The sequence below is a fragment of the Streptomyces sp. NPDC040410 genome, from assembly GCF_055595715.1.
This window is the reverse complement of sequence record NZ_JBVIVK010000042.1, coordinates 1-25,537: the sequence shown is the minus strand read 5'-3', so window position 1 is coordinate 25,537 and position 25,537 is coordinate 1. Positions and strand designations below refer to the sequence as shown.

The 25,537-nt window shown below is 67.4% G+C and carries 26 protein-coding genes; 21 read left to right on the top strand and 5 right to left on the bottom strand.

Annotated features, from left to right (window positions below):
• Positions 1-1,121: 1,121 nt before the first annotated feature.
• The 3 genes from ACZ562_RS37560 to ACZ562_RS37550 form a co-directional block, all read right to left on the bottom strand.
• Positions 1,122-1,649 (bottom strand): hypothetical protein, encoded by a 528-nt coding sequence (locus tag ACZ562_RS37560; protein WP_471189031.1) that lies wholly within the window; start codon positions 1,647-1,649, stop codon positions 1,122-1,124.
• On the bottom strand, positions 1,646-5,263 hold the full coding sequence (locus ACZ562_RS37555; protein WP_471189029.1) for a hypothetical protein: 3,618 nt from the start codon (positions 5,261-5,263) through the stop codon (positions 1,646-1,648). Before ACZ562_RS37555 ends, ACZ562_RS37560 begins: the two co-directional genes overlap by 4 nt.
• 490 nt (positions 5,264-5,753) lie before the next feature.
• Positions 5,754-6,482: a GntR family transcriptional regulator gene (locus tag ACZ562_RS37550; RefSeq protein ID WP_471189026.1), complete on the bottom strand. Its 729-nt coding sequence runs from the start codon at positions 6,480-6,482 to the stop codon at positions 5,754-5,756.
• A gap of 161 nt (positions 6,483-6,643) precedes the next feature.
• On the opposite strand from ACZ562_RS37550, the gene ACZ562_RS37545 reads away from it, so the two are divergent.
• From ACZ562_RS37545 to ACZ562_RS37460, 18 genes are all read left to right on the top strand, one after another.
• Entirely contained in the window at positions 6,644-7,033 is a 390-nt protein-coding gene (locus tag ACZ562_RS37545; protein ID WP_471189023.1) for a hypothetical protein, read from the top strand.
• Positions 7,034-7,086: 53 nt separating this feature from the next.
• The gene (locus ACZ562_RS37540; RefSeq protein WP_471189021.1) at positions 7,087-7,287 is read left to right on the top strand and encodes a hypothetical protein; all 201 of its coding nucleotides are present in this window, start codon (positions 7,087-7,089) and stop codon (positions 7,285-7,287) included.
• 12 nt (positions 7,288-7,299) lie between these two features.
• The gene (locus ACZ562_RS37535) at positions 7,300-7,818 is read left to right on the top strand and encodes a hypothetical protein (RefSeq protein ID WP_471189019.1); all 519 of its coding nucleotides are present in this window, start codon (positions 7,300-7,302) and stop codon (positions 7,816-7,818) included.
• Positions 7,819-9,951 (top strand): hypothetical protein, encoded by a 2,133-nt coding sequence (locus ACZ562_RS37530; RefSeq protein WP_471189016.1) that lies wholly within the window; start codon positions 7,819-7,821, stop codon positions 9,949-9,951.
• Between the two features lie 165 nt (positions 9,952-10,116).
• Positions 10,117-11,649 (top strand): DUF2637 domain-containing protein, encoded by a 1,533-nt coding sequence (locus ACZ562_RS37525; RefSeq protein ID WP_471189014.1) that lies wholly within the window; start codon positions 10,117-10,119, stop codon positions 11,647-11,649.
• A gap of 13 nt (positions 11,650-11,662) precedes the next feature.
• A complete protein-coding gene (locus ACZ562_RS37520; protein WP_471189012.1) occupies positions 11,663-11,857 on the top strand; it encodes a hypothetical protein in 195 nt (64 codons plus the stop codon).
• A 101-nt stretch (positions 11,858-11,958) separates the two neighbouring features.
• Entirely contained in the window at positions 11,959-12,513 is a 555-nt protein-coding gene (locus ACZ562_RS37515) for a hypothetical protein (RefSeq protein WP_471189011.1), read from the top strand.
• A 69-nt stretch (positions 12,514-12,582) separates the two neighbouring features.
• Positions 12,583-13,083: a single-stranded DNA-binding protein gene (gene ssb / locus ACZ562_RS37510; RefSeq protein WP_471189008.1), complete on the top strand. Its 501-nt coding sequence runs from the start codon at positions 12,583-12,585 to the stop codon at positions 13,081-13,083.
• 76 nt (positions 13,084-13,159) lie between these two features.
• Positions 13,160-13,597 carry a hypothetical protein gene (locus ACZ562_RS37505; RefSeq protein ID WP_471189006.1) on the top strand — a complete coding sequence of 146 codons (438 nt, stop codon included), beginning with the start codon at positions 13,160-13,162 and terminating at the stop codon, positions 13,595-13,597.
• A gap of 104 nt (positions 13,598-13,701) precedes the next feature.
• Entirely contained in the window at positions 13,702-14,385 is a 684-nt protein-coding gene (locus tag ACZ562_RS37500; protein ID WP_471189004.1) for a DNA polymerase III subunit beta family protein, read from the top strand.
• Between the two features lie 105 nt (positions 14,386-14,490).
• Positions 14,491-14,670 carry a hypothetical protein gene (locus tag ACZ562_RS37495; RefSeq protein ID WP_471189002.1) on the top strand — a complete coding sequence of 60 codons (180 nt, stop codon included), beginning with the start codon at positions 14,491-14,493 and terminating at the stop codon, positions 14,668-14,670.
• Between the two features lie 3 nt (positions 14,671-14,673).
• A complete protein-coding gene (locus tag ACZ562_RS37490; RefSeq protein ID WP_471188999.1) occupies positions 14,674-14,955 on the top strand; it encodes a hypothetical protein in 282 nt (93 codons plus the stop codon).
• 41 nt (positions 14,956-14,996) lie between these two features.
• Positions 14,997-15,629 carry a DUF4031 domain-containing protein gene (locus ACZ562_RS37485; RefSeq protein WP_471188996.1) on the top strand — a complete coding sequence of 211 codons (633 nt, stop codon included), beginning with the start codon at positions 14,997-14,999 and terminating at the stop codon, positions 15,627-15,629.
• Between the two features lie 270 nt (positions 15,630-15,899).
• Positions 15,900-16,715 carry a hypothetical protein gene (locus ACZ562_RS37480; protein WP_471188993.1) on the top strand — a complete coding sequence of 272 codons (816 nt, stop codon included), beginning with the start codon at positions 15,900-15,902 and terminating at the stop codon, positions 16,713-16,715.
• 2 nt (positions 16,716-16,717) lie between these two features.
• Positions 16,718-17,221, top strand: coding sequence for a hypothetical protein (locus ACZ562_RS37475; protein ID WP_471188990.1), 504 nt, complete (start codon positions 16,718-16,720; stop codon positions 17,219-17,221).
• A 19-nt stretch (positions 17,222-17,240) separates the two neighbouring features.
• A complete protein-coding gene (locus ACZ562_RS37470; RefSeq protein WP_471188987.1) occupies positions 17,241-19,295 on the top strand; it encodes a P-loop NTPase family protein in 2,055 nt (684 codons plus the stop codon).
• Positions 19,296-19,574: 279 nt separating this feature from the next.
• The gene (locus tag ACZ562_RS37465; RefSeq protein WP_471188984.1) at positions 19,575-19,781 is read left to right on the top strand and encodes a hypothetical protein; all 207 of its coding nucleotides are present in this window, start codon (positions 19,575-19,577) and stop codon (positions 19,779-19,781) included.
• 66 nt (positions 19,782-19,847) lie between these two features.
• The gene (locus ACZ562_RS37460; RefSeq protein WP_471188981.1) at positions 19,848-20,951 is read left to right on the top strand and encodes a hypothetical protein; all 1,104 of its coding nucleotides are present in this window, start codon (positions 19,848-19,850) and stop codon (positions 20,949-20,951) included.
• Between the two features lie 83 nt (positions 20,952-21,034).
• On the opposite strand, the gene ACZ562_RS37455 is transcribed toward ACZ562_RS37460, so the two are convergent.
• Positions 21,035-23,128 (bottom strand): type IV secretory system conjugative DNA transfer family protein, encoded by a 2,094-nt coding sequence (locus ACZ562_RS37455; RefSeq protein ID WP_471188979.1) that lies wholly within the window; start codon positions 23,126-23,128, stop codon positions 21,035-21,037.
• A gap of 152 nt (positions 23,129-23,280) precedes the next feature.
• Here ACZ562_RS37455 and ACZ562_RS37450 point away from each other — a divergent pair, with 152 nt between their 5' ends.
• From ACZ562_RS37450 to ACZ562_RS37440, 3 genes are all read left to right on the top strand, one after another.
• Entirely contained in the window at positions 23,281-23,964 is a 684-nt protein-coding gene (locus ACZ562_RS37450; RefSeq protein ID WP_471188977.1) for a ParA family protein, read from the top strand.
• The gene (locus tag ACZ562_RS37445; protein ID WP_471188975.1) at positions 23,961-24,317 is read left to right on the top strand and encodes a hypothetical protein; all 357 of its coding nucleotides are present in this window, start codon (positions 23,961-23,963) and stop codon (positions 24,315-24,317) included. Before ACZ562_RS37450 ends, ACZ562_RS37445 begins: the two co-directional genes overlap by 4 nt.
• Before the next feature lie 83 nt (positions 24,318-24,400).
• On the top strand, positions 24,401-24,862 hold the full coding sequence (locus ACZ562_RS37440) for a hypothetical protein (RefSeq protein WP_471188972.1): 462 nt from the start codon (positions 24,401-24,403) through the stop codon (positions 24,860-24,862).
• A 63-nt stretch (positions 24,863-24,925) separates the two neighbouring features.
• Here the strand turns inward: ACZ562_RS37440 and ACZ562_RS37435 are convergent, their stop codons facing one another.
• Positions 24,926-25,321 (bottom strand): type II toxin-antitoxin system TacA family antitoxin, encoded by a 396-nt coding sequence (locus ACZ562_RS37435; protein WP_471188970.1) that lies wholly within the window; start codon positions 25,319-25,321, stop codon positions 24,926-24,928.
• Positions 25,322-25,537: the final 216 nt, after the last annotated feature.

The window sequence follows — 25,537 nt, the reverse complement described above, 5'->3', positions numbered from 1 at the left end:
GGCGCGCACGCGCTAGACTGCTACGCAGTAGCGTGCTAGCGCCATACCCAGCGCTCCGCGCTGGGTGCTCGGATTTGGACGGAGTCCAAATCCGCAGGGGGGTTCGGGGGGACAAGTCCCCCCGAGACCACAACCCGCAGATTCTCCACTGGGGAGACCCCTGGGGGTTGTTCCGGCCTTGGGGGGCCGGAGCCGGCAGAATGGGCCCTGAGCAGGGAATTTATGCGTCATCCGCACGGGCCTGCTCGCACGGGTCACACAGCGGGATCTGCCAGTCCTGGTCGTTGACCTCCCATGCGAACGGGTCCCGCTTGATGACCACGTCCGGCCCATCCGAGCCACAGAATTCGCAACGCACGGAGCCTCCAAGGAGAAGGAATCTGCTAGGTGCTAGCACGTAGCCTACTCCTGCTATCAGCACTGCTACAACCCCACATTTGAGCCGTTCGAATCGGGACGGAGGGGCGATAGCCACACTGTGTGATGACCTACCCGAGCCCTGTTTCCCACCCGAAAAACGCGGGTTGCAAAGGTTGCTTAGGTTGCTAACTCGCTGACCTGCATAAACGCGACAACGGGCGGGTTGCTAACGGGTTGCAAACTCCCGACCCCGGTTGCAAACCCCTGACCTGCACAAACGCCAAGAGGCCAAGCAACCCCGGACGGCTCCCCGAGGGTTGCCAACCCCCAAGAGGAGGGGTTGACCAGCGAAAACAGTTAGCAACCCGCCCCCGGTTGCTTAGCAACCCACCACCAGGCAACCGGCGGGGCTCGGGTTGCTAAGCAACCCGGACCCCCGCCGGCGCCCGATCGAGCCGGCGAGTTTCGTAACGGAAAGTAGCAGAGCAGGGAGAGGAAAAGAAGGGTCGGGAGCCGGAATCGAACGACGGCAGATCCCGTGATCCCGTATCACCGTGGCACCGTGACCCCGTGATCCCGTACCCCCGTGGGAGCGTCACCCGTTCGAGGGATCGACACCCGCCGGGGCGGTGAGACGATCCGTAGAAAGACCTGAGGGCCGGCCGCGGTGTGCGCGTCCGGCCCGCGCCGTGCGCTCCGCTCGACACAGGAACGGCCCCCTTCCCGCAGATGCGGGAAGGGGGCCGTGACGTCGTACGACGTCAGCTCACCGAGATCTCTCCGACCTCCGTCATCTCCAGGATGACGTCAGGATCCATGCCGTACTCCTGGCACACCACCTGAGCTGCCCACATCGCGTCACCCGCCTCCAGCGCGTCCATGAAGTCCGCCAGAGCCGTCCCCGTGAGCGTCGCCGACATCTTCCCCTTCCACGGCTTTTTCGACGTGACGAAGGTGCCGGAGATCGACACATTCAGGGAGCCGCGGCCCATGACCTGGGATCGCTTCCAGTCCTTGGCGAGTTTGTCGAGCAACTCCCGTCCGGTCTTGCTCGGCCGGCGGGAGCCTTTCACCCAGCGACCGACCTTGTCCCGAGCCGACTTGTACGCGCGGCTCTTCTTGTCGGTGGTGCCGGCCATCATCAGGATCAGTTCCTGTTTGCCGATCGCGTCCACGACTCCCTGGATCGAGCCGTCCGCCATCGGGCCGTAGACCCCCTCCATCAACCCCTGTTCGAGGTCGTGGTGGACAGGGTCCGGGATCTCCCAATCGTCGTAGGGACTGCTCACCGTCCGCCCTCCTGCTTCTTCAGCTCCCGCTCGAACATGCGCTTAAAGGTCTTCTCGCCCAGGTGCTCACGCACCGCGGCAAGCGGCACACACGCTTCGTGCTTCCACTGACCCCCACCCGAGCCCAGGACCATTCCCTTGGGTGCCGACTCGACAGGGTCGGGGGAGTTGCTCACCCAGTACGCGGCATCCACGTACGTCGCCACCGGATACCGGCCGGAGGTCTGGCCGATCCGCTGGAGGGAGTAGTACATCCGCCCGTACGTCTCTGCTTTGAGGTGATCGCGCCAGTCCGGACGCCACAGTGAGTCAGCTTCGTTGCGCGGTCCGGACGTTCGAGCGAGGTACCCGATCAGGGACTTGTACAGGGCCCCGTGCGCCTTGTACGCGGTCTCTCCGGCCGCGGAACCCCGCTGGGCCAGCAACAGCTCCCGACCCTTCTGGAGATGCCCCCTGGTGGCTGCCAGAGCCCGAACGGACTCCTTCCACACGTACGCCTCGACAACGTCGGGGAGAGGCTCCTCCGTGAACTTCGACAGCCAGTGAAGATCGGCCCCCGTCACCCACGGCTCCCCGTCGCACTTCGGCTGAGCGAACAGCAACTGAGGCAACCGAGGATCGAGACCCCGCGGCTCCTCAGCGAGCAGGTAGTACCCCGCGATCTTCTTACTGATCGGGATGTCCCCGCCCCGCATGTGGACAGGCTCCCCGACCCCGTAGACCGCATCCATGCCCGACAACTCCGCCGCGGACAGGTCGTAGCGGTGCACGAACACCGCGCCCTCCTCCTCATCGAGCAGGGGGCGAGACCACGAAGCAGGGTGCATGAACTGCCGTACCGGAGTCGGGTGATCGTCCGTACCGCGGATCCGCGCGGCCGGCCGTACCTCACCCCGGATCAATGCCTTGCAGGGCTCAGCGGAGCGCGTGTGCCGATGGACGTACTGCGACGCAGTGATGTTCGGCGCCTGGTAGTACGAGTGCCCCAACGCCCGGTTGAGGCTCACCACGGCCTGAAGCAGGGAGGCACCGTCCGGCGCCCCGCCCTGCTCGCCCTCCTGGGGAACCCAGGGCACCCGGGTCTCGTACTGCGGAAGCACGATCGAGACCCCCGACTCCTTGCGCCCGGAGTCGCGGTGCCACACCACCGACCACGGCACCAACCCGCCTACAGGGTCGGCATCGAGGTTCTCCGGGAGGTCGGTCCACACGTGCGGGACAGGCTGATGGAGGGCAACGTCCGAGGGGCGCGAAGCAGGCAACCCCATCTGTTCGGCCGCGCGCGGATGGATCCAGAGCTGAAGCACCGACTCCCGCACCGCGAGGGCGTACGCGGCCATGAGCGTCATGGGCAGCGAGGACACCGGGATCGGAGCCTCCCCGGGACGGACGTGCAGTCCGTCGACATCGAGAACCCCCACCTCAGAGGACCCCGCACGCACGGGCTCCCGTGACCCCGTAACCCCGTCCCTCCGTGCCTGTGCCGGCACCGCCGGACCGGACGCCCCGGAGGGCTCCGAAACCGGCTCAGAGGGCCGCTCAGAGCCTCCAGGCGCCTCCTCCTCCGTCCCCGGCAGTATCGCCGGCACGAACGCCGGCAACGGCTCCACAGAGGCGGTCGGAGCAGGCTCAGGCCCCCCACCGGAGGGCTCCCCGCCCTCGCCACCGTCGCCCCCGTCGTCATCGCCCTCTACCTGGTCGCCACCCGACTCCGGTTCGTCCCCGGGCACCTCGCCGGACAGGATCTTCACCAGATCCAGGGACAGGCACTTCACCCGAGCCCCGAACAGATCCAGCACTGTCCCGCTGGAAGCCTTCAGGATCCCCGCCTGAGCGAGCTTGTGACGCATCTCCGGCTCCGCCGGAATCGACCACCCGCGCTCCCGCACCCGCCGCACGATCTCTTCATGCAGCCGCGCGAACATCGTGGCCCGCATCCGCCAAACCACCGGACGCCATGGGGTCCGGCCCGTGTCCTGCTGGACGTGCACGGCCCCCAGAGGGTCACCCTGCCCGACCACGGCCCACCCGCCGGCCTGTCCGATCTGGCGCCAACCCATCGAGGACGCACCGAACCCCGGGACGGAGGGCACCTGATACTCCGGCTCCCCACCGTTCTCCGCACTCGCTGCCTTGCGCTCCGGAGCCGCCAGCCAAAACGGCTTGCCGGCCAGCACTTCGCGCGCTTCCCTCAGCCACAGCCAGACCGGATCCCGCGCGATCTGCTTTCCATCCACCACGCCGTTGCGGCGTGCCTGTGCCATTGCAGCCTCCCGCAGATGCTCATCCGCGTATTCGAGGAACCACCCGCCACCGAGCCCCGCGGTCTCCATGTGCTGGGCCAGCAACCAGGCCCCCGCCATGAGCTTCCGGTAGTTCTGCTCGACACGGTTATGGCCGGCGAAGTTCCATCGAGTCGTTGCCTCCGTCGCCCAAGCCAGTCCCTTCCTGGGCAACTCCAGATCACGCAACCCGCGCTGAATCATCGTCGCGTGAGCGCGCGAGAGGGCCCGAGACTGCTCCTGGAGACGCGACAGGGCCTCCAGATTCAGCCCGCGGCCCTCCATCCGCAGCGCGACGTACCGCGCGACCTCCGAGCCGTGCTCCGCCTCCTCCGGCAGATCCTCAGCCGTGGCCAGCACGCAGCACCGCGGATAGACGTTCTTCGCCAGCGTCTGCCGGCCGTTGCGGTAGGCGCCCCGCGTACCGCCGGCTCCGGTCGCCGCATTGTCCGCGATCAACCCGAACCGCACCCACGCCTGATGCACTTCCTTCGGGGTCATCTGGCCGGCGAAATAGTCGTCGACCACGCCCACCATGCCGTTGAGGAGATGCAACTTCAGGTCGGTACCGAACACCGTCGACTGGTTGCCGCGCATCTTCACGGCCACCGGTACCTCGACACCCGCACCGCCCGTGTAGTTCCGGGACTGAGCCGCCACGATCCCGCCGGCAAGCGAGGTCTTGCGGTGACCGGTCGATGCAGCGAGGACGATGTGGACCTTGCCCAGTTCGTTGATCGAGGACCACGGAGCCCACATCAACTGAGCCAGCATCGCCACCGGTACCGCCGGATCGTCCGGCGCGGTCTCCAGGAACCCCAGGAGCTCAGCCAGATCATCGGGAAACGTCTCTTCGGACGGATCGTCCAGCGCGAGGGCGCGCGTGCCCGGATCCTCCTGGAGGGCCGCGGGAACCCCGCACATCACGTCAGCGGTCGCACCGGTCGGTGTGAGCGCGGGAGCCCCCTGACGCAGGAACACAGGTTCCTTGTTCGGGCGGAGCAGGAGGCCGGTAGCGGCGTACGCCTCCAGCCACCCGCGGGCCTCCTGCTCCTTCACACCCATCGCCTTGATCGCGGTGCCGATCGTCTCGTACCGACGCTTCGCCGCCATCGCAGCGACCCCGAGCCACTGAGGCCACTCAGGATCGCGTGCGTCCAGATCCTCCGTGCTGATCTGCAAGGTGTTCGCCTGAAGCTTCGGGCTCGGCTTGTACGTCACGCCGTAGGTGGTCTCCAGCACCCGTTCCCCCGGAGTGAGCTCCGGAGTCACGTCACGGAGCTGACGCCCTGCTTCGACGCTGAGCTGTCCGGGGAGGAGGGCGTACGGCATGCCGTTCTGATCTACGCCACACAGCCCACTGGGGTACTGGCGATACTCGGACGATCCGAGCCGGTACAGAACGTACCGGGATTCCTCATCGCCAACCGCCCCAAGAGACGGGGGGGTGGACGTGTCGGAGGTCTTCTGATCAGGGACTTTGTTCGGGCTAGTCATCCCGAACCCCTGCGCGAGTCAGAGGCACACCCTCTGAGATCGGCGGGAGGTGGTGGTGAGCCACAGGTACCTTTCCGGCCCTGCTGTCCGAGTGCTTCGTGTTCTGAGACACAGGAGCGGGGGCGAAATCTCCCCGTCGCTGCCTTACACTCGCAGGCAAGACCTAAGTCGGTCACCGACGGCCCCTTGATCCGGATTTCGACCTCTCACCTGGTTTCGACGCCAGGGAGAGTCCGGGTTGCGGGGCTGTCGACGTTTAACGATCACGTTGTGTGCTGAGGCGAAGCTTACGCGTGTTGCTGCGTTGACCGCCGTGACCCGAGGGTCATTCTTCGGAGACTTGCCAGAGCCCCGGAGCGTAGACGTCTTCCCAGACCTCCAGGGGGCCCTGGGAGTCGTGGAACACGTTGTTCAGAACGAGCACAGGCACCGCAGCGTTCTTCGGTGCGTGCACTCGGAGGGCTTCGAGTTCGTAGTCCGCGGCAAGTCGAGCCCCGCGACGTTCAGGCGATTTGGTGATCTCTTCGCCGGATCGCTCGCTGTAGATCTTCTGCCAGAACTTCGGCATGGGTTCGTTGCTCAGGAGCTCCGGCACCACAGTGATCGCGCGCATGTGAATGCAGGAGAGGGCGAAGACCGTGGGGGTGTCGCCCCGCATGAAGACCCTGCGCCTGATGACGATCTCGTCATGGAGCTCCACCCCGAGTTGGGAGGCAATCTCGGGGTCGGCGCACGAGAGGAGCATCGACTGGTGGTCGGTGCTGGTCTCGCCCTTGGCGTACGGCTTACCCGTGCGTTCCAGGCGTTGGAGCCGGCCGGTACCCGTGACGTGCGTTCGAGGCTCCGTGCTGACGACCGTACCGACGCCAGACTTGGCGTAGGTGAGTCCCTCGGACTTCAGCATCCGAAAGGCTCGGTTCGCGGTCGTGATGCTCACCTCGAACTTCTCGGTCACGTCCCGCATGGAGGGCATGGGGTCCCCGGGCGCAAGCGCTCCGTCCTCGATTTGCTGGCGGTAGTACGCAGCAATGTCCGTATAGCCAGTCCTGGCCATCCCGCCTCCTCTCGGTAGTGCAGCACTTCGTGCCGCTGAGTGTAGTGCTTGCTTACCCCTGAAGTGTAGTGCTTGCGCTCAATGAGTGTAGTGCTCTACCTTGAGTTCGTCGCCGCTGAGTCGGCAACACCAAGGACACCCGTCTGTCAAAGGGGATCACCATGTCGTACGGAACGCCCAACACGGTCTGGCTGGACGTCATCTCCGGTACGCCGATCGAGCTGTGGACCGGTACGGACAACGAGACCGAGACGGAGCGTGCCGCGCGCCTGGACGCCGCGGACGAGATCTTCCAGGAGCTGAAGCGCGAGGACCCGGAGTCCTCGCGCTTCGTGCTGGAGTTGATGTTCCGCGCCCAGGGCGCGAAGGTGACGACCGAGCCGGAGCCGGCGCCGGCGCCGTTCGTCGGGCTGGTCGATGAGGCTCCGCTGTACCTCGCGAAGGTTCACACGCTGATCGGCGGGGTGAGCCGCTCCGGCAAGAGCGCCGTTCCGTTCGGTGGTCCCTTCTCCGGCTCGCTGGCCTGGTCCGACGTCGCCGCGGCCTCCTGAGACGGGATCCCGTAACCCCGTACTCCCGTCAACCCGTGATCCTGGGGGGATCAATGATCTCGTTCATCGCCATTGTGACCGCGCTCCTGTTGGGGGCCCTCGCGGTCCTGCTGGTCAAGTTCACCGACCAGGTCAAGGCCGGCGGAGCCCTCGCCTGCATGGCGTTCGGTTTCGCCCTCGCTTGCTCCCCGATCGCCCCGTTCTTCGGTCACCTCCTGGTGGCCCTCGCCAACCTCGCCAACGGCACGAACTGAAGAGGAGACCGCATGTCTGACGAGACCGCCGGCACCCCCGGCACCCCCAGCACCCCGGGCGCCGGAGCCTCCGGCACCCCCAGCACCGCCAAGGACTTCGCGATGGGTCCGGCCGACTCCTCCAGCGTCGGTCAGTTGGCCAAGCTGGTCACCGACCTCCAGAAGATCCAGATCACGGGCAGCGAGGACCTGTACAAGTACGGGCTCATCCTCCGCCAGATCGGGTTGGAGCTGTCCATGCGCATGGCCATGGACGCCGACGTGATCGCCGCGGTCCTGGGCCAGTACAAGGGCAAGTGGTACACCTTCGGCGTTCAGAGCAAGATCCGCGGTCGCCTGGTGTCCGCCCACCTCAAGGTGGGTGCGGAGGCCATGCGGCTCGCCGGACTGGCCGGCCCGAAGATGTACGCCTCCTTCATCAAGCACTTCGTGAAGCCGGAGATCGAGGCTCGCGACAAGGGCAAGAAGAACGGCAAGGGCGGATTCACGATCAAGGAGGCGGAGGAGACCCGCGGAAAGAGGGCCGCATAGATGGCCAGCGTCCGCACGCGTACGTCGCGCTCCGCCACGAACATCCCGCAGATCAACATCGGGGACGACAGCTCCTGGAAGGGCCGGTTGGTTCCCTACGCGGTGCCGTGGATGGTCACCGGGATCACCACCTTCGCCGCGGAGATCGCCCATCTGTGCGTCAACGACACCGCGACCACCACGGCGTACGGCGCCCTGGTCGCCGCGGCCGGCGGCTCCGCCCTCACCTGGTACCTCCGCCGGATCGGTGCCCGACTCGGCAAGTACCGCCGGGAGCTCTACACCATCAACGCCGGCGCGCTCACCCTCGGTTCGACCGCCGTGGTCGTCACGGGCCTGGAGGGCGAGACCTTCACCCTGTGGGCGATCGGCGGACTGTTCCTCAACGTCGCCAACATGGTCCACACCCTCGCCGGCCCGAAGGAGAGCGAGGCCAAGGAGCCCAAGTGGTCGAAGATCGAGGCTGAGGTGGGGCTGGCCAAGTACGACCTGGAGAAGGTGGAGTCCAACGGCAAGGGCACGGTCAAGGCTGTGATCCGCGCCAAGGAGGACTCTGGCGTCACCGGCGAGGACTTCGCCAAGAAGATCCCTGCTTTGGCTTCAGCGCTTCGACTCGGCAAGGGCCGCATGGTCGCCACCGTCGACCCTGACGACTCCTCCCTGATCTACATGACGGCTCAGGTCGCCGACCTGCTGAAGACCGGAGTTCGGTGGTGGGGCCCGTCCGCGGCCGGCGCCTCGATCGCCGATGCCCCGATCCCCGTCGCGATGTACGACGACGGAGAGCAGGCGGACATCGACATCACGGGACAGCTCCCCGACCGCCCCCACCGCAACGTCTCCCACCTCCTGGTCATGGGTGCCACGGGCGCCGGCAAGACGTGGTTCGGGCGGACCACGGTGGCGGACATGCTCACCCGCAGGGAGTTGACGGTCTGGTACGCCAACGTCACCAAGGGCATGCAGGACTTCGGATGCCTCCGCCACGGGATCGACTGGTTCATCACGGAGGAGAAGGAGCTTCGCCCCTTCTTCAAGATCCTGAAGAAGGTCATCAAGGCCCGCACTGAGTTCCTCGGCTCCAAGGGCATGGCCTCCTGGCGCCCGGGGTGCGGACTCAACTTCATCGTGGTCTGGCTGGAGGAGGCCGCGGACTACGCCTCCGACAGTGACGAGTACGACCACCTCCTTCGCGCCGCCCGATCGGCCGGCATGTGGATCGTGACCAGTCTCCAGCGCGCGGACTACACCAACATCAGCACCAACGCCCGCGCGAACCACGGCTCCGGCATGTGCTTCGGGATCAACGACTCCTCCGACGTGTCGTTCGTCCTCTCCTCCCAGACCGTGGGCGCCGGCGCCGATCCCTCCTGGGGAGACAAGAAGCCCGGATACGCCTACCTGGAGGGACTCGGCATCACAGAGGAGCGCTGGCCCATGGTCGTGCGCACCCCCTTCACGAGCGAGCAGGAGATCGCCGACACCGTCTCCTTCGGCGCGGCGATCCGTGACCCGCTGGACGACGTCACCGTCAAGGCCGCCGGCGCCCTGTACGGCAAGCGGACCATCTACACCACGGGCCTGGTCGGGGAGGGCGACGGAGCCAACCCCACCGCCCTGTTGACCGCCGAAGCGCCGGAATCCGGCGACGTGGACACCCACGAGACGCCCGAGACGGATAGCGTCCCTGTGGTCCCTGAGGATGAGGAGATCGAGGACGTGACGGAGGAGCAGGTCGCGAAGGAGGTAGCGGAGTTGACGGAGATGTTCAGCCGGCCGGAGTTCCAGGACCCGGAGGCAGGGTTCGAGGGCCTCAGCCTGGAGGACCCGATGGACAACGCCGACCCCGAGGGCGCACTCACCTTCGAGGCGACGAACGCAGAGGACACCCTCTCCCGTGACGACGCGCGTGACCTGATTTTCGAGCAGATCGACAGGTGGCTTCGCACGGGACAGACGGAGTTCACCCCGTCCGACCTCTCTGAGATCTGGCTGAAGGTCGAGGGCGACGGTCGCTCCTGGTGGAACCGACTCAAGAACAGGCTCATCGAGCAGGAGATCATCGGGAGCTCCGAGACGTACGCCGGATACATCATCCTCCGCTCCCCCCTGACCGATCTCGACGGAGAGTAATCATCGTGCGAGGTCAGGTGTGCGCGCACACCCGCACTGTGCGGATTGGGGGAGGGCCCAGATAGGGACCTTGCACACTCCGCAGCACAGACCGAAAGATCCCGATTCGTCCCCGCCGCACAGTGCGGCGCACACCACCCTCGCACACTACGGAAGGTAACCGACATGAGCACCAAGACGACCACCCAGGAGGAGGAGGTGAAGCCGTTGACGCCCGTCCAGATCAAGGTCATCGTCACGGCCGGCATCCTCTCCGCTGGGCTGGCCATCCTGGGAGGCATCAGCTCCTTCAAGGCCGTGGAACACGCCGCGGACGGCATGGGATTCGAGGACCCGTGGATGGTCCCCCTGGGGGTCGACCTGGGCATCCTGGTCCTGCTCATCGTGGACCTGGTCCTTGAGTGGACCGACATGTCCTTGCCCCCCATGCGCTGGCTGGCCTGGACGTTCACCGCGGCCACCATCGCCTTCAACATCGCCTCCGTCCCCCCGAACGTCACCGGATTCGATCGGTACATCGGACAGGGCATGCACGCGGCAATGCCCCTGCTCTTCATCGCCTTCATGGAGGGCGTACGGCACGCGATCCGCCACAGGGTGGGTCTGGCCAACGGCCGGCGCATGGAGGGCGTGCGCTTCACGCGCTGGCTGATGGACCCGATCGGCACCGCCATCATCCGCCGCCGGATGATCCTCTGGGAGGTCCGCTCCTATGAGGAGGCGGTGAAGCTGGAGATGGCCCGCCGCTGGCTCCGGGACAAGCTTCGGGAGGAGCACGGATACTTCGGATGGCGCCGGAACGCCCCCCGCGCCGACCGCTGGGTGGTCAAGATGGGCCGGCCGTACACCCCGGACCCCGAGCAGGGGACCACCACGGAGCCGGCGGGGACTATGGTCCCCGCTCAGGCCCCCACCCTTGGAATCGAAGGAGCCACCGGGGTCCACCCGGGGACCATCCCGCCGGCCGCGGGGACCATCACCGCCGGCCGTGGGGACCACGGACCCCTTCCGGGGACCACAACCGGGGTCCACCAGGGGACCGCGGGGACCATGGACCCCGCCGCGGGGACCACGGGCGGGGACCACGCCCTCTACGCGGGGACCATCACCGGGGACCATGGCTCCCTGGAGGGGTCCAACGGGGACCACGCCGTAAACATCCGAATTCCGGAGCACGTCTCCCCCGTCGTGACCAGCAACAACGGCGGGGACCACGCCCACGATACCGTTTTCACGGGATCACGGGACCACGGGATGACGGAGCAGATGGACCCCGCCTTTACGGGGACCTCCGGGGACCACGGCTCCCCGGAGGGGACCAACCAGGGGACCACGGGGACCACCGCCGGGGACCGCGGGGACCACGACCTCTACGCGGGGGTCCAGATCGCCGACTCATGGGGGTCCAACGGGGACCACGGCTCCCCGGATGGGACCACGGACCCCGCGAACCTGGGAAACGAAGGTGACGACGACTCCGACGTGGACCCCGCCAACCTTCGGGACCTGATCGATGACATCAGCGTCGAGAAGGTGGAGCAGGCCCGCGCGCTGGCTCCGCTGATCCTCGCCGATGAGAAGACGATCACCCGCCGGACTCTGAAGGAGTACGGCATGTCCGGCAAGTGGTCGACCCTCCAGGCCCTCGCCGACTACGTCAACGCAGAGATCCGCACCGGCCACCTTCAGGTCGCCTGATCAAGGAGATGCGATGAAGCCCGTACCCGACATCGAGTTCACCGGGACGATCACCCGCTTCAACTTGGAGCAGGGCTCGGACGGCACCGCCGCCCTGATCGTCTACACCGACAACGACGACGGCACGATCGGCCGCGCGTGGCTCCGCTTCGCGCCCGAGTCAGCCCGAGCCCTCAAGAACGCCGCGCGGGACCGCCTGAGCGACTGAGGCCGGCGCCTCCACTGGCCCCCGGACTGTCAAAGAGTCCGGGGACACGGTGAAGACGCCGACCCCCATCAAACACCGTCCGCACCACCAGGGGAGCACCGATGATCGAGAACCACCCCGAGATGATGACCGAGACCACCCACACCCCCGCCCCCCTCCATGGCATCCCGTTTGCCGAGCGCCGGCCGATGGGCGACACGGAGGCCGCGGCCGAAGCAAAGCGGATCATTGCTCAGGCCGTGCAGGAGGAGGCCCGCGTACCGGCCACCACCCGCTTCGCGGACCCCACCCCCGTCCCCCAGGTCGGCACCGCCCCGCCCGTACCGCAGTACGGCCGGCCTCCGATGAGCCAGCGCGCGACGGACGCAAGCGGCCTGATCCTCGCCACGGGAGTCGCCTCCCTGCCGATTGGGATCGCCGCAACCGGAGTCCTGTGGGCCTCCGGGCAGGCTGACCCCGTGGTGATCGCCTGCATCTGCGGAGCCCCGACCGCTCTGGTCCTCGCGCTGAGCCGCCTGCTCCGCCGCGGTCGGGAGGTCGTAGAGGCGGCTCCACCCGTCCACCACCACCACTACGACGGCACGGTGGTGCAGGACCACAGCACCGTCACGACCAACACCCGCGGCGTGATCGCCCGTACCCGCTTCAAGGCTTGACCAGGGATCCCCGGATTCCCGACTCCCGTAATCCCGTACTCCCGTGATCCCGTGAAGAAGGGAAGCACCATGAACCAGACCTCCATCACCGTCTCCGGCAACCTGACCCGCGACCCGGAACTCCGCTTCACCCAGAGCGGTACCGCCGTGTGCCGGATCACCGTGGCCGACACCCCCCGCTGGTTCGACCGCACCGCGAACGAGTGGAAGGACGGAGAGACCACGTTCTGGCCCGTCACCGTGTGGGGCCGGCTCGCCGAACACGCCGCGGCCACCTTCGCCAAGGGACACAGGGTCCTGGTGATCGGCACGGTCAAGACCGAGCGCTGGACGGACGACGACGACAACGACCGTGAGCGCATCACCCTGACGGCTGACGACCTGGGCCCCTCCCTCACGTACGCGACCGCCACCGTCACCAAGAGCGCCGTACGCCGCGACCAGGGCGCCGACCCCACCTGGGACACCGCCTCCCGCAACCGCCCCGCCGCGGACTCCGGCGCCCTCGCCGGCGCGACGGCCGGCGCCGGCGCCTCCTCCGGCGGATTCACCGACGAACCCCCGTTCTAGTCCACCCCGGACCCCGAACCGATCCGCGGGAGCCTCGCCCGGAGGCTCCCGCCCCACCGAAGGGACACCGCCCTCCATGACTGCCAACCGGACCAACCGAGCCGCCACCTACCCCGCCGTTTACGCCCTGCTCCGCATCGCCGCGGACACCGCGGACCACTGGATCCAGAGCGACCACCAGGCCCGCCACAAGGCCAACCCGGGGGCAGAGGGACACAAGGCCCTCGCCGGACACGTCGCCTCCTACACCGCGGCTCAGGCCCTCGCCCTGGTGGTCGGCAACAAGGTCTTGGGGCTCGGACTCAAGGGCCGGAACATCGCCGCGGCCCTCGCCCTGTCAGGCGGGACCCACTACCTGATCGACCGACGCTGGCCCGTCCGCAAGGTCGCTGAGGCCACCGGCAAGGGCTCGTTCTACACCCTCGGAGGCCCCCTCGGAGGGGCGTACCTCCTGGACCAGGCAACCCACCACCTGGCCGAAGGGATCGCCGCTTTCCTCGCGGTCCGGGACTGACGGACCCCAGTGCCGCACCGCTCCCCCCGGGATCGGCGCGGTGCCGCCCTCCCTCAGCACCGCAATCCCGTGATCCCGTATCCCCGCGAAGAAGGGAAACCGCAATGATCGAGATCCGTGACTTCCTGGGCATGTTGGAGCAGGTCATCCCGCACATGTCCAAGGACGACACCCTCCCGTCGCTGTGCGGCATCCGCATCGAGACCGACCGCCGCAACCTCTACGCGGTCGCCACCGACCGGTACACCATGGCGATCGCCCGCCGGAGCCTGGAGGAGGAGCAGGAGCCCTGCAAGGTCTGGCTCACCGCCGACACCGTCAAGACCGTCAAGGCATTCGCCCGTGCGGTCGGACGCATCACCGCGGTCCGTCTGGAGACGATCGCCAGCAAGGAGGGGATGCGCCTGCTCATGACCGCGGACCGCCAATCCCTGGAGGTCGACGCCGACCTCCCCGCCAAGGGCGAGGACTTCTCCCGCACATGGCGGAAGATGGTGGCCGAAGCCCTCCAGGCCGGCGAGTCGACCCCGCTGGAGGTCGGACTGAACCCCCAGTTCCTGGCCCGATGGGGCAAGGTCGCCGGCAACGAACCCTTCGCCGTATGGGCCTCCGCCCCGAACAAGCCCGTGGTGTTCGCCCGCGGCGGGGACTTCATGGGGATCCAGATGCCCGTACGGTTCGGCTCCGACGCCGGCACCCGCGACACCGTGCGGAAGGAGTGGGCCGACCTGCTCGCCGACACCCCCGAGCCGGCCAAGCCCTCAGCCCTCCTGGACAGGGCCGCCTGACGGACCCCAGTGCCGCACCGCCCCCTCCCCGGGGTCGGTGCGGTGCCGCTCTCCCTCAGGAACCCCGCACTCCCGTGATCCCGTACTCCCGCGAAGGAGGAGCCCATGAAACCCATGGTCGGAGGAGTCCAGGAAGAGCTCACGATCGGCTCTGAGGAACGCCCGATCAGTGAGGTCGTGGCCGACACCACCACCGCCCCGGACCGGACCGAGACCACGCCGCGCCGGCGAGGCCCCCGCAAGAAGACCGACCGCGGAACGCCCCTACCGCTGTGGGAGGACTGATCGATGAGCGGCAACGAGACGCCGGCCTGGTTGGCGGAGGAGATGAAGCACATGATCCGAGCCGTCCAGGTCTTCACCGAGACCGGACGGCTCCCCGACGACTACTCCCGTACGCCGGCCGCGGATCCCCTCCAGTCGGTCACCCAGACCTGTGCCTGTCACTGCTGGAGGAACCACCCCGAACGGTCCGGCATTTGCACCGCAGCCTCCGACCCCGCAACGACGATCGAGGGGGAGCCGGCCTGTCCGAGTTGCTGCGCAGCCTCTCGACTCCACACCCCGTAACCCCGTGATCCCGTAACCACAGGCCCCCGGAGGAGGCTCGGATGACTGTCTACGTCGACCCGATCCAGGACTACCCCGAAGCCCTCCAGAGAGGGCTCCCCGGGCGCCTGTGGTGCCACCTCACCGCCGACACCAAGCCCGAACTCCACACGTTCGCCGGCCGGATCGGACTTCAGCGAACGTGGTTCCAGAACGCCGACAACTACCGCTGGCACTACGACCTCACCCCCGGCAAACGCGCCCTCGCCGTACGCCACGGAGCCGAAGAGGTCGACCGCGCGGTGTTCATCCGGATCGTTGCCGAACGTCGACCCCGCCGCGCGGCCGGCGAGGCTCGGACGGTCGAACCGAGCCGGCCGGCGCCGGCCGCGGCCCCCTCGGAGCCGGAGGCCCTCGCGGTCGGTGGCCCCCTGCTCGATTGGCGCTCCTCCTCCCACTGGGACTACGCCTCCGACCCGAGCCCCTGCCACCTGTGCGGAGGGCTCACCCATCTTCTGGACGATGCCGGCCGGCACGCACACAAGACGTGCGTGGAAGCCTGGTACGCCGCTCACCCCGAAGCGTGGGCCGCATACCAGCGGGAGCAGGCTCAGAAGGGCGCCAAGACGTCCAAGGGAGGCCGGAAGTCCCGTAAGGCCCCGGACCCTTCGCAAGACGGTCTGTGGGACCACTGAGGGCCGCATTCCCGTGTTCCCGTGATTACATAACCCCATGAGACACCGCGGCGGAGGACTCCCCATCAGGGAGCCCTCCGCCGACGTATGCAGCCCCGCACCCTATGAGCAACCCACCCCGCTTTGAGCCGCATTGGGCGATCCCGTGGGGAAGGTGCTGGTGAGGAGCAGGTGTTGAGGACCGTAACCCCTGTGACCTCACGAGGGGTGCGGCATAGATTGCTACTGGTGATCGAGGCAAAGGCGCACGGGACAGGTGGAGGCGAAGGGATGAGCGACCCCGAGATAGGCGACGGCTCGGATCCGGGCGTGTTCCGTCAGCCCCTGCCCCCGGAGGTCCCCGCCCCCCGCACGGAGCCGATCCAGGAGCCGATCCCGATCGATGACGCTTCGGAGCCGGAGCAGGGAACCGAGTGGTGGCGCTCCCCCGCACCGCCCCCCGAGACGCCCCCACAGCCCTCCATGCCGCCCTCCGGCCCGAACGGGGGACCAGGCGCCGGCCAACCCGCGGCCGGAGACCAGGCGCCTGGAGGGCCGGAGTTCTGGCGCTGGGGTGACGTCAAGGACGAATGGCGGGACACCTGGAGTACCCACGGGAGCGAGGGCATCGAGGCCGCTCACACGATCGGCGCCCACATCGGGGAGGCGATCTCCGCCCACCTCCCCAACCCCCATGCAGCCGCGGAGAAGCGCGGTCTCGACATCCGCTGGCTTCGGCTGAAGTACAACATCCCCGCCCTGATCCTCTCCCTGCTCGTGACCTGGGGAGGCCGGAGCAGCGTCGACCGCATGACCACCTCCGTCACGGCGGACGGGATCTTCGCCCCGCTGGGGTGGGTCCTGTGCTTCGCCCTGCTCCTGGGTCTGTTGATGCTGATGCCCATCGGCTCCTGGCTCGGAGCCGCCTTCAGCCACCTCATCAGCTCGATCATCCACGGAGCCGTTCGCGTCTTCGGCGGAGCCTGGAAGCTGCCGATCATCGGCTACCTGATGCGGCTCGTCCTCGCCGTGGCCATCTGGTCGTTCGTCATCGCCGTTGCACGCGTCACCGGGCGCGGCGTGATCCACATCCTGACAGGAGCCTGAACATGAACAACACGGGAGCCGCCGCCGGCGGAATCGGCGCGGTCGCCCTAGGGCTGATCGTCCTCATGTACCAGATCGGCCGCTGGAAGGGGGGAGACCCCACCCCGAAGATCCATTTCTTCGCCGGAGTCGCCCTCGCTGCCCTGCTGTTCCTGGGAGGAGGCATCCTCGGCACCGCCGGCGGAGCCGCCGCGGCCCTGGGGGACGGCATCGGCCGCTACGCCCTGGAGAACGCGACCGGAGCCGCCTCCGGAGCCGCGGCCGTGAAGGGGCAGATCACCGGGGGGGAGAGGATCGGAGTCAGCGGAGCGATCGCCGGCCTGTGCCTGCTCGCCCTGTACGCCGGCCTGATCAAGTCCGGCCGCGCCGACCTGAAGCAACCCGTCATCCGCGGTGCCCTGTGCGGGATCTGGCTCGGAGCCTCCGCCGGCCTGCTCGGAATGGCACTCGGCTTGATTCGCACCTCCGGTAACACCGTGGGTGACATCCTTCTCAACACCATTTGACGCACGGGGGAAAGACACCATGGCCGGCACCGCGACCCTCGCCGAAGGGGTGCGTCACCTGCGCTCTGAGTGGGGCCGTTGGTGGCGTGCGGAAGACCTCACCGACACGCACATAGCGCACCGCGTACTCAACGATCAGTACCGCATATGGCAACGGATGCGGCAACGCAACAATGCCGAGATCCAGCAGAACATCACCCTTCTGAAGGATCAGCAGAAGCAACAGACCTACATGCAGATGCAGCGCATGCAGATGCAGAAGCAGAACCGCGGCGGGGGGTTCGGCTACTTCGGCGGGATGGGCGCCTCCCCGATGATCGCCTACCGCATGATGCAGTGGGCCCAACTCCAAATGCGCATGGGACAGCAAGAGTTCCAGCACCTCGAAGTGACCCCGAGCATGCTTCAGATCGGGTACGGACAAGTCCGATCCCGTCGCCACCTTGCCGCATTCGCCTGGATGTTGGTCCTCCCCGCGGCATGGGTGGGCCTGTGCTGGCTGTCGATCCTCGCCGGAGTCGTCGTCACCGCGGCCACCCTCGCGTTCTTCGCCCTGCTCGCCTACGGCCAAGGGCGCCGGCCCACCCGTCGCCGGCCGCCCGTTCCCAAGCTCCTGTTCGTCCCGCCCGCACCGCCGGCCCACACCGAACTCGCCGAAGAACCAGAGCCGGAGCCGTTCCCCATCAGGGAGGCCGGCCGCGATCCCCGCCGCGCGCGCGAAGCCATCACGCTCGCCCTCCGCAAGGAGCGCGCACAAGTCGGGGAGGTCCTGGTCCCCACCGAAACCGATTGGGGCTGGAACGCTCGCCTGATCCTCTCCGGAGGCACCCTCGGAGACCTGATCCGCATCCTGCCCAAGATGGCCACGCCGCTCCGAGTCGGCGAAAACCGCCTCCTTGCCCAGCGGACCACGACGGAGGACAGCGCGGACGTCACGCTGAGGATCCTCACCTCCGACCCGTTCAGCAATCCCCTGCCGATCCCCGAACGAGCGCCGTTGTCCTGCTCGATCACCAACCCGGTCAACATCGGGATCAGCCTGGACGGAGAGACCACCCCCGTCATCCTCGCCGGCCAACACGCCCTCATCGTCTCCGACACCGGCGGAGGCAAGAGCACGATGGTCCGCACCATGGCGGAGTACGTCACCGCCTGCTCCGATGCGGTCGCGGTCGACATCGACCCCACCGGCCGCGGGTTGGGCCCCCTCGCACCGTGTGCCGCACGCCGCGCCCTCACCCCCCAGGAGGCGGAGATCCTCCTGGAGTACCTGGTAGCCAAAGCGACCGCCAGGATCACCGCCATGCCGGCGACGCAAGACAACTGGCAGGTGACCCCCGACAGCCCCGCCATCGTCGTGTTCGCCGACGAATGGCCCAAGCTGACCCCGCGCGGCAAGGAGCTGGGGATCGAGCTCCTGCGCATCGGCCGCAAGGCGAGGATCACCCTCGTTCTGTGCACCCAGGACGCGACCAAGGACGTACTCGGGGACGCGATCGCCGACGTGTTCGGCGTGCGGATCATGCTGCCGTGCCGGCAAGCGGACGTGCCGATCGTGGTGGGTCAGTCCGACGCGATCTCCAAGGGCTGGCTCCCTCACGTCCTCATCCCCTCCCCCGGAGAGTGGGAGCCGGCGGACGCCGGACGGTTCTACGCGATCACCCCCCGGCACCGCGAACCGATCCTCCGCTACGTCTCCCCGATCCCCGCCACAGTCGCCGCGGCCCGAGCCAAGGAGCGCGTCGCCGCGGGATTCCCGCCCCTGGACGACGTCACCGCGACCGGACCGCACCCCGCCGGCGCCCCCGAGATCGCCCTTCAGCTCCTTGCCATCTTCGCAACTCTCAGTGATCCCTCGGAGTTGACCGTCGCACAGATCGCCGATCGCCTGGTGGCCGCGGACCCCGCCACCTGGGGACAGTGGGAGGGTCGCCCCGATCGACTCGCCATGATCGGACGCGCCCTCCGGAGCCGAATCAAGAAGGCGGGGTTGACCATCCCGACCGTGCGCCTGGACACCCCAGGTCGCCCGACCGCCTACCGACTCGATGACATCAAAGGCGCCCTGTCGTGACCTGTCCCCGACGTGTCACTGTCCTGGCATGGCCTGTCGAAACCGTGTCCGAGACCCCGCGCGACGTGACGCCGATCCTGTCGACCTGTCCACCCCGGACAGGCCCCCGTCAGGCCGTGACCTGCACTGACAGGCCAGACAGGTCAATTTCCGACCCCGCCCGGAGGCACCGTGAGCCCGCAAAACCCTTCACAGCACGCGCGGGTTGGCGCCGACGCGATCGCCCGACTTGTCAACGACGTCAAGTCTGGCCGCGCGGAATGGACTCACCCGACCAACGTGCGGCAAGCGGTCGACGACTTCATCCGGATCGCCGACGCGATGGGGGAGGCCCTCCAGCAGATGACCGCCGGCCTTGCCCAGATGACCCCGCCCGGACCGAACACTGCCCGGACCAACCAGACCGTGGGCGCCCTGCACTTGGCCGGCCAGTCCGCCACCACCGCGGCCACCAGGCTCCGGCAGGCTCGCCAGACCATGAACTGACCGTAACCACCCAGAGGGGGATCCCCGTGCGTCCGCACACCACCCGCACCCTGGAGAGGAGGCCCGATGTTCCTCGCCGATGAAGATCCGTGCGACGCCATCGCCGGCGGTGCCGCGGAATACTGCAAGGACGGCAGCAAGGGCGGAGCAGGAGGTGGGAGCGACGCACTCGATAGCCTCGATCCACTCCACCAACTCGCTCAGTCCGTCGCCAACGCCGCGGACTGGACGTCTCGCCACCTCGGCACCGCGATCACGGATCGAGGCTCGGTCGACTTCACCAACGCCTCCTTCCTCCAGCAGTACGCCGTGGTGTTCGCCGCCTCCACGATCCTGGTCCTGATCCTGTGGCTCTTGGCGGTCGCCAAGCGAGCCATACGGGGCGTGCCGATGACCACCGCCTTCAGTGAGGCAATCGGCCTGCTCTGGATAGCCGTGGGGGCCGTAGCCTTCACCCCCCTGATCCTCTACACCGTGACCGGAGCCGTCTCCGGGGTCACCGATGTACTGATCTCCGCCATGGGATCCGACCATCAGGGCGTGTTCAACACCCTCGGAGCCACCCTGAAGGACGGCAAGGTCGGAGGCGGACCGATCATCCTCATCATCGCCTCCCTCCTCACCATCGCCCTGTGCGGAGCCATCTGGCTCCTGCTGGTCCTCAGGGCCCTTGGCCTGTACGTGGGCGCCCTGCTCGGAGTCGTCGTCTACTCCGGCCTGGTCGACAAAGACCTGTGGGGCCACATCCGCCGTTGGGCCGCGGTGATGCTCGGACTGATCCTCATCGAGCCGATCGTGGTCATCGTGCTCGGTCTCGCCGCGGCCCTCCAGAGCACCGGAGAGCAGGGCCCGGTAACGGTCGGGCTCGGAGTCTCCGCCGCCGCACTCGGAGCGGCGATCTACTTGGTGTTCAAGTTCCCGGGGTTCGGCGATTCGATCCAGGTCGCCCGGAAGGTTGCCCGCACCGCCGGCACCGCTTCCCGAGCCGTCACCGGCACCGCGGGAGCCGCGGTCGGAGTCCAGCGCGGGATCAGCACCCACGCCCCCCGTACCGGCTCCTCCGACTCCTCCCGCTCCTCCTCCAGCACGCCGCGGCCGGCGAACCCCGCCTCCGGCGGCATCGGCGCCCACGGCAACCGCACCCCCAAGACACCCAAGAACGACGACTGACCCCGAGCAGGCCCCCATAGTGATCGGGCCCTGGAAACCGTCTCGTACGGTCTCCAGGGCCCGATCACGTCGCCGGCAGAGCCTCAGGCCCGAAGGTTCACCAAGAGCGGGGACGTGCGCTCCCCCGAGACCGACGACAGCGACACCACGGCGTGGCCGGCCGGCACCGCATGCGACAACTCCGAGGCAGACCACCGCTCCCGCTCAACTTGCCGCACGGTCACCGCCCTCGCGGTCGGAGCCTTCCCCGTGATCGCTTGCCGGAGGATGTGCAGCGCGCGACCGCCGGCGGTCTCAGCGATGATCTGCCGATCGGTGACGTCCCGAGCCTCGATCCACTCCTTCCCCCACACATCCGCGAAGTGCTGGCCATCCCAGGACGTGACCCCCGACAGAGCCACCCGACACCCGACCGCACCCAGCAACGGCCCCCGCAGCACGGACGCCACCTCATCGAGGGCACGCAACGCCAGCACCACCCCAGCGTTCGCCGACCTCAGCCGCTGCATCCCGCGCACCGCCTCCGCCGTAACGGCGCCGGCCGCATCATCGAGGACCAGGCACGCGAACAGGGAGCGATCCTCCCGATGAGCGGCACTCGCCAGGAACTGAGCCAGCACCAACCGAGCCAGGATCCGGGAGGCATCAGCGTGCCGAGTCGGAAGATCGATCCGCACCCGAACGGGATGATCGAGAGACCGCAGCGAGAACGGCCGGCCCTCGCCCGTGGTGTCGAAGAAGCGGGAGAAGGAGGGCCGATCGAGCAGGGCGATCCGATCGGCGAGGACCACCCCCACATCGCCCGAAGCCCCGGACTGACGCTCCCGCGCGTCCAACTCCCGCAGCAACGACTCCTCCCCCATCTTCTCCAGAGCCGCCCGGAGCTCCCCGATCCGAGCCGGCGCCCCGTCCAGGAGCTGACGCAACTCCCCGACCGAGGGGAAACGGCCGTGCACGGCCCTGAAGGGTCCCAGGAGCTGAGCAAGCACGGTCGCTGCACGCCGACTGTCCCCGCCACCCTGCTCGCTCGCCAGATCGCCCACCAGAGCCTCAGCGAGCACGGACGCTGCCTCATCGGAGTCAGCGGTGCCGCCGTACAGATCCAGGTCGTACACCGACTCGGGATCACCAATCCGGATCACCACGTCGTACTGTTCCGCCGGCCCGAGCCCCGCGCCGGCCGCACCCACGACCACCACCGCCGTACGCGCGGCGAGGGCCTGCAAGCACAGCGCTTCAGCGATCGGCCGCACCACCAAGTTGGTCTTGCCGGCCCCGGACGGACCGACCGCCAACAACGACGTGCCCAGCAACTCCGGACCGATCCCGAGCCCAGCGGTCCGGTAGGCGTACGGATTCTTCGGATCGTCGACCGCCACCCCCAACTTCACCTGATGCGTGATCAGGTCGTGGCGCGCGAACCGCGCCGGCAGATCCCGCACCCCGGACGGATGGGCACACGCCGCGGCTCCCTCCTGGGCAACGGCGCGCGTGAACGCCTCCAGCGGATGCCGGCCGGACTGGACGGACGTCCAGGCTCGGAGGAGCCGCGCGTGGTCGACGTCCCGCATCAGGCCGGCCCGAGCGTCTGAGGCGAGCCGATCGGCCGCGGCGGAGGCCCCCGCGGCACGGAGTTGGGGCCATTCGGCCGGATCCTCGCCCGGAGGAGGCGGAGGAGCCTGTGCAGGGGCGGAGGGCTTCAGCCGCGGGGCGATGTACCGCCGCCACACCTCACCCCATCGCCCGATCTTGCCGGCCGTGAACAGCAGGCCCGCGGCGATCACCGCGTAGTACCCGTAGTACGTCACCACCGTGATCACTGGTCCGGCCTGACCATGCAGCCACGAATCGGGAGCCAGGAGTTCGAGCGGGAGCAGCCACCAAAACCCCACGTAGCCGTTGTACATGAGCGACCACGCGAACCACGCGATCAGAGCCGCCAGCAGAGCACCGACGATCAGTTGCCGACTCGGCACCTGCTCCGGCTCCTGCTCGGGGCGCGGCCGATGCTCCAACCGCCAGATCCCCAGACCAGCATCCGTTGCGCGCGGTGCACGCAACCAGGCCAGGAACGCCGACCCCGCGGAACCCTGCCCAGGGGCGTACGTCGGAGCCGGCGGTATTCGGGGAGCAGAGCCCCCCGCGCGTCCGGTCTCGTGCCTGTGGTCGCCGTCCATGGTCATCCCCCTTGACAGGCCCATCCGTTGATCCAGGACATCAATCTAATCGGAGGGTTCGCCACTCATTGCTCGCTGAGCGCGTACCACCGATCGAGGGAGTCCCGCATGCCCTTGGTTACGGGAACACGGGATGCCGCTACCGTGGTCCCATGGGTCCCTTGCCACGACGCCCCAAGCGTCCACCGGCCGCGCGTGTCTTCATCATCGGGTTCGTGAAGGGCGGGACCGCAAAGTCCACGTCCACCTTCTTCATCGCCCTGTACTGGGCACTCCTCGGGTACAAGGTCCTCGCGATCGACGCTGACCCCAAGTCTCAGATGCTCCGCCAATGGGCCAAAAAGGCACGTCAGCGCGGGTACACCCTGCCCTTTGACGTGGTTGGCCTGGACGTTGACCTGAAGGACCACGTCCAGGAGGCCCTCCAGGAGTACGACGTGGTGGTGGTCGACACCGGAGGCGGGGATCCGGCCCTCCTGCACGACGGAGCCGCGATCGCCGACGTCGTACTGATGCCGTTCGCCCCCAGTGAAGGAGAGGTCTGGCGCATCCCCGCGACCTGGACAACGGCACTCACCGGAGCAGAGCAAAACCCCAACGGAGTTGTTGCTGCATTCTTCATGGTGCGCGCCGATCACCGAACTAGATTGCCCAGGAAATGGCGGGATGAAGTCGAGAACGATGTAGACGAAACCGGAGAGCCGAAATACCCCCTCCTCAAGGCTGAGATCAATCAGGGGGTTTTCTACATTGAAGCCATTGGTCACGTACCGCCGGAAGTCGGCGATTACGATGGCCTCATGAAAGAAGTAATTGAGGAGTTGAAAGCCGCGTGAGCGCGCAAAGCGACAAGGGCGAGAAGAAGAATCCGCCGCGCCGAACCAGGAAGATGGGCGGAACATCGGGAGCACTGAAGGACCCGACCGCACCCGTCGCGCACGCCGGCGGAAAGAAGATCGCAAAGACAACCCTTGACCTCGATCCCGAACTTCACACCAAGGTCCGCATTTGGGCAATCCAAAACGGGACCAGCATGGTGGAGGTCTTCCGCGCGCTGGGATCGGAGTTGGTCAAATACCCCAACCTCGATGAGGAGTTCCCGGAGGATTGGGACCTGACCCAGAGGGTCAAGGACCGCATCCGCCGCGCAGAGGTCGACCGCGACGCAGCACGCCCCCGCTTCACCTAAACGAAGTACCCAAAGGAGCCGCCGGCGCCCGGGGAGGGCGACAGGATGGGACAGCCACACCACAACCCTGAAGGGGGAACCCCGTGAACGCGTTTGACCAGATGGCCTCTGCTGGGAGCCTGCTCGGCATCGCCATGCAGATCCCGGACGTCACCATGACCCTGAACGAGGTGATGGACCAGTACCGCGGCAACGTTGAGCGCGCGGCGGAACATCGAGGGCTACTCCGGACCTGGACTGACGCAGCACCGGAGACCCGTTCAGCGTTGCTCCTGAACCTCGCATGGGCCGCACGTGAGGGAGACCTCCATGCAGAGGAGGACACGGCCGGCCTGTACGCGAGCGACCTACATGGGTACGCGAAGAACTTCGAGGGAGACTCCGAGGCATTCCACGGGAAAGGATTCCCCGCCATGCCGCTCCCTGGTCAAGCCGGAGCACTCGCAAGCTCCCTGGGATTCGACCGAGACGACGTAGAGATCTCCCTCAAGAGCGTGCTCCTGCTGCTCGCAGTCGTACGGGAGTTGGCGAGCCGCACCCCCTGAGCCCCGGTCACGAGAGAGGGCCCCACAGGAAGCCTGTGGGGCCCTCTCTCGTGCTCCTGACTGTTACTCAGGCTTGATACCCGCCTCATGGTTCAGGATGTCCCGAGCCCAATCCGTCAGCTTCTTCCCCGCGCGAGCCGCGGCCATCTCCCACAGAGCCCGATCCTGCGCCGGCACCCGCATGTTGAGCTGAGTGGTCCCCTTGGCCTGAAGAGCCTTCCACTCGATCGTCTGAGCATTGTCAGCGACCGCGGTTTTGGGTACCTTTCCCTCGGGCAGTACCTTCCTGTTGGCGAGGAAGATTCCCATCTCCGAGAACTCCGAGGCATAGCGGGAACGCTCAAGGAATCCCGGTACGTCAGATGCCTTGACATCATCGGGGATTCCCTCGATGAAAGCCTCGATGGCGTATCGCTTCGTGTTCCCAACGGCCAACACTCGGACTACCGCGTATCGCATTTCCCGCTCCTCTCGCAGATGCTACCCAGCATGCTACGCCCTAGCAGACCTATCCTGCAACCACCTAGCACCATGTCTGCTATTGCGTAGCAATGGCAGACATGGGCGAGGGTCAGACGGCATACATGCTGCTCACAGCGGATCTTGACCGCATCTCGCGTAGCGAGATGCTAGGCGCTAGCACCTAGCCGCGTAGCGGCATAGGCGGGGCGCGCC

Excerpts from the sequence above, each read along its gene's own strand:
- ACZ562_RS37540 (WP_471189021.1), top strand. The coding sequence starts at position 7,087 with ATGATCTCGTTCATCGCCATTGTGACCGCGCTCCTGTTGGGGGCCCTC.
- ACZ562_RS37515 (WP_471189011.1), top strand. The coding sequence starts at position 11,959 with ATGATCGAGAACCACCCCGAGATGATGACCGAGACCACCCACACCCCC.
- ACZ562_RS37500 (WP_471189004.1), top strand. The coding sequence starts at position 13,702 with ATGATCGAGATCCGTGACTTCCTGGGCATGTTGGAGCAGGTCATCCCG.
- ACZ562_RS37470 (WP_471188987.1), top strand. The coding sequence starts at position 17,241 with ATGGCCGGCACCGCGACCCTCGCCGAAGGGGTGCGTCACCTGCGCTCT.
- ACZ562_RS37460 (WP_471188981.1), top strand. The coding sequence starts at position 19,848 with ATGTTCCTCGCCGATGAAGATCCGTGCGACGCCATCGCCGGCGGTGCC.
- ACZ562_RS37435 (WP_471188970.1), bottom strand. The coding sequence starts at position 25,321 with ATGCGATACGCGGTAGTCCGAGTGTTGGCCGTTGGGAACACGAAGCGA.
- ACZ562_RS37530 (WP_471189016.1), top strand. The coding sequence starts at position 7,819 with ATGGCCAGCGTCCGCACGCGTACGTCGCGCTCCGCCACGAACATCCCG.
- ACZ562_RS37485 (WP_471188996.1), top strand. The coding sequence starts at position 14,997 with ATGACTGTCTACGTCGACCCGATCCAGGACTACCCCGAAGCCCTCCAG.
- ACZ562_RS37495 (WP_471189002.1), top strand. The coding sequence starts at position 14,491 with ATGAAACCCATGGTCGGAGGAGTCCAGGAAGAGCTCACGATCGGCTCT.
- ACZ562_RS37555 (WP_471189029.1), bottom strand. The coding sequence starts at position 5,263 with ATGCCGTACGCCCTCCTCCCCGGACAGCTCAGCGTCGAAGCAGGGCGT.
- ACZ562_RS37550 (WP_471189026.1), bottom strand. The coding sequence starts at position 6,482 with ATGGCCAGGACTGGCTATACGGACATTGCTGCGTACTACCGCCAGCAA.
- ACZ562_RS37475 (WP_471188990.1), top strand. The coding sequence starts at position 16,718 with ATGAACAACACGGGAGCCGCCGCCGGCGGAATCGGCGCGGTCGCCCTA.
- ACZ562_RS37545 (WP_471189023.1), top strand. The coding sequence starts at position 6,644 with ATGTCGTACGGAACGCCCAACACGGTCTGGCTGGACGTCATCTCCGGT.
- ACZ562_RS37525 (WP_471189014.1), top strand. The coding sequence starts at position 10,117 with ATGAGCACCAAGACGACCACCCAGGAGGAGGAGGTGAAGCCGTTGACG.
- ACZ562_RS37455 (WP_471188979.1), bottom strand. The coding sequence starts at position 23,128 with ATGGACGGCGACCACAGGCACGAGACCGGACGCGCGGGGGGCTCTGCT.
- ACZ562_RS37490 (WP_471188999.1), top strand. The coding sequence starts at position 14,674 with ATGAGCGGCAACGAGACGCCGGCCTGGTTGGCGGAGGAGATGAAGCAC.
- ssb (WP_471189008.1), top strand. The coding sequence starts at position 12,583 with ATGAACCAGACCTCCATCACCGTCTCCGGCAACCTGACCCGCGACCCG.
- ACZ562_RS37450 (WP_471188977.1), top strand. The coding sequence starts at position 23,281 with ATGGGTCCCTTGCCACGACGCCCCAAGCGTCCACCGGCCGCGCGTGTC.
- ACZ562_RS37520 (WP_471189012.1), top strand. The coding sequence starts at position 11,663 with ATGAAGCCCGTACCCGACATCGAGTTCACCGGGACGATCACCCGCTTC.
- ACZ562_RS37480 (WP_471188993.1), top strand. The coding sequence starts at position 15,900 with ATGAGCGACCCCGAGATAGGCGACGGCTCGGATCCGGGCGTGTTCCGT.
- ACZ562_RS37535 (WP_471189019.1), top strand. The coding sequence starts at position 7,300 with ATGTCTGACGAGACCGCCGGCACCCCCGGCACCCCCAGCACCCCGGGC.
- ACZ562_RS37505 (WP_471189006.1), top strand. The coding sequence starts at position 13,160 with ATGACTGCCAACCGGACCAACCGAGCCGCCACCTACCCCGCCGTTTAC.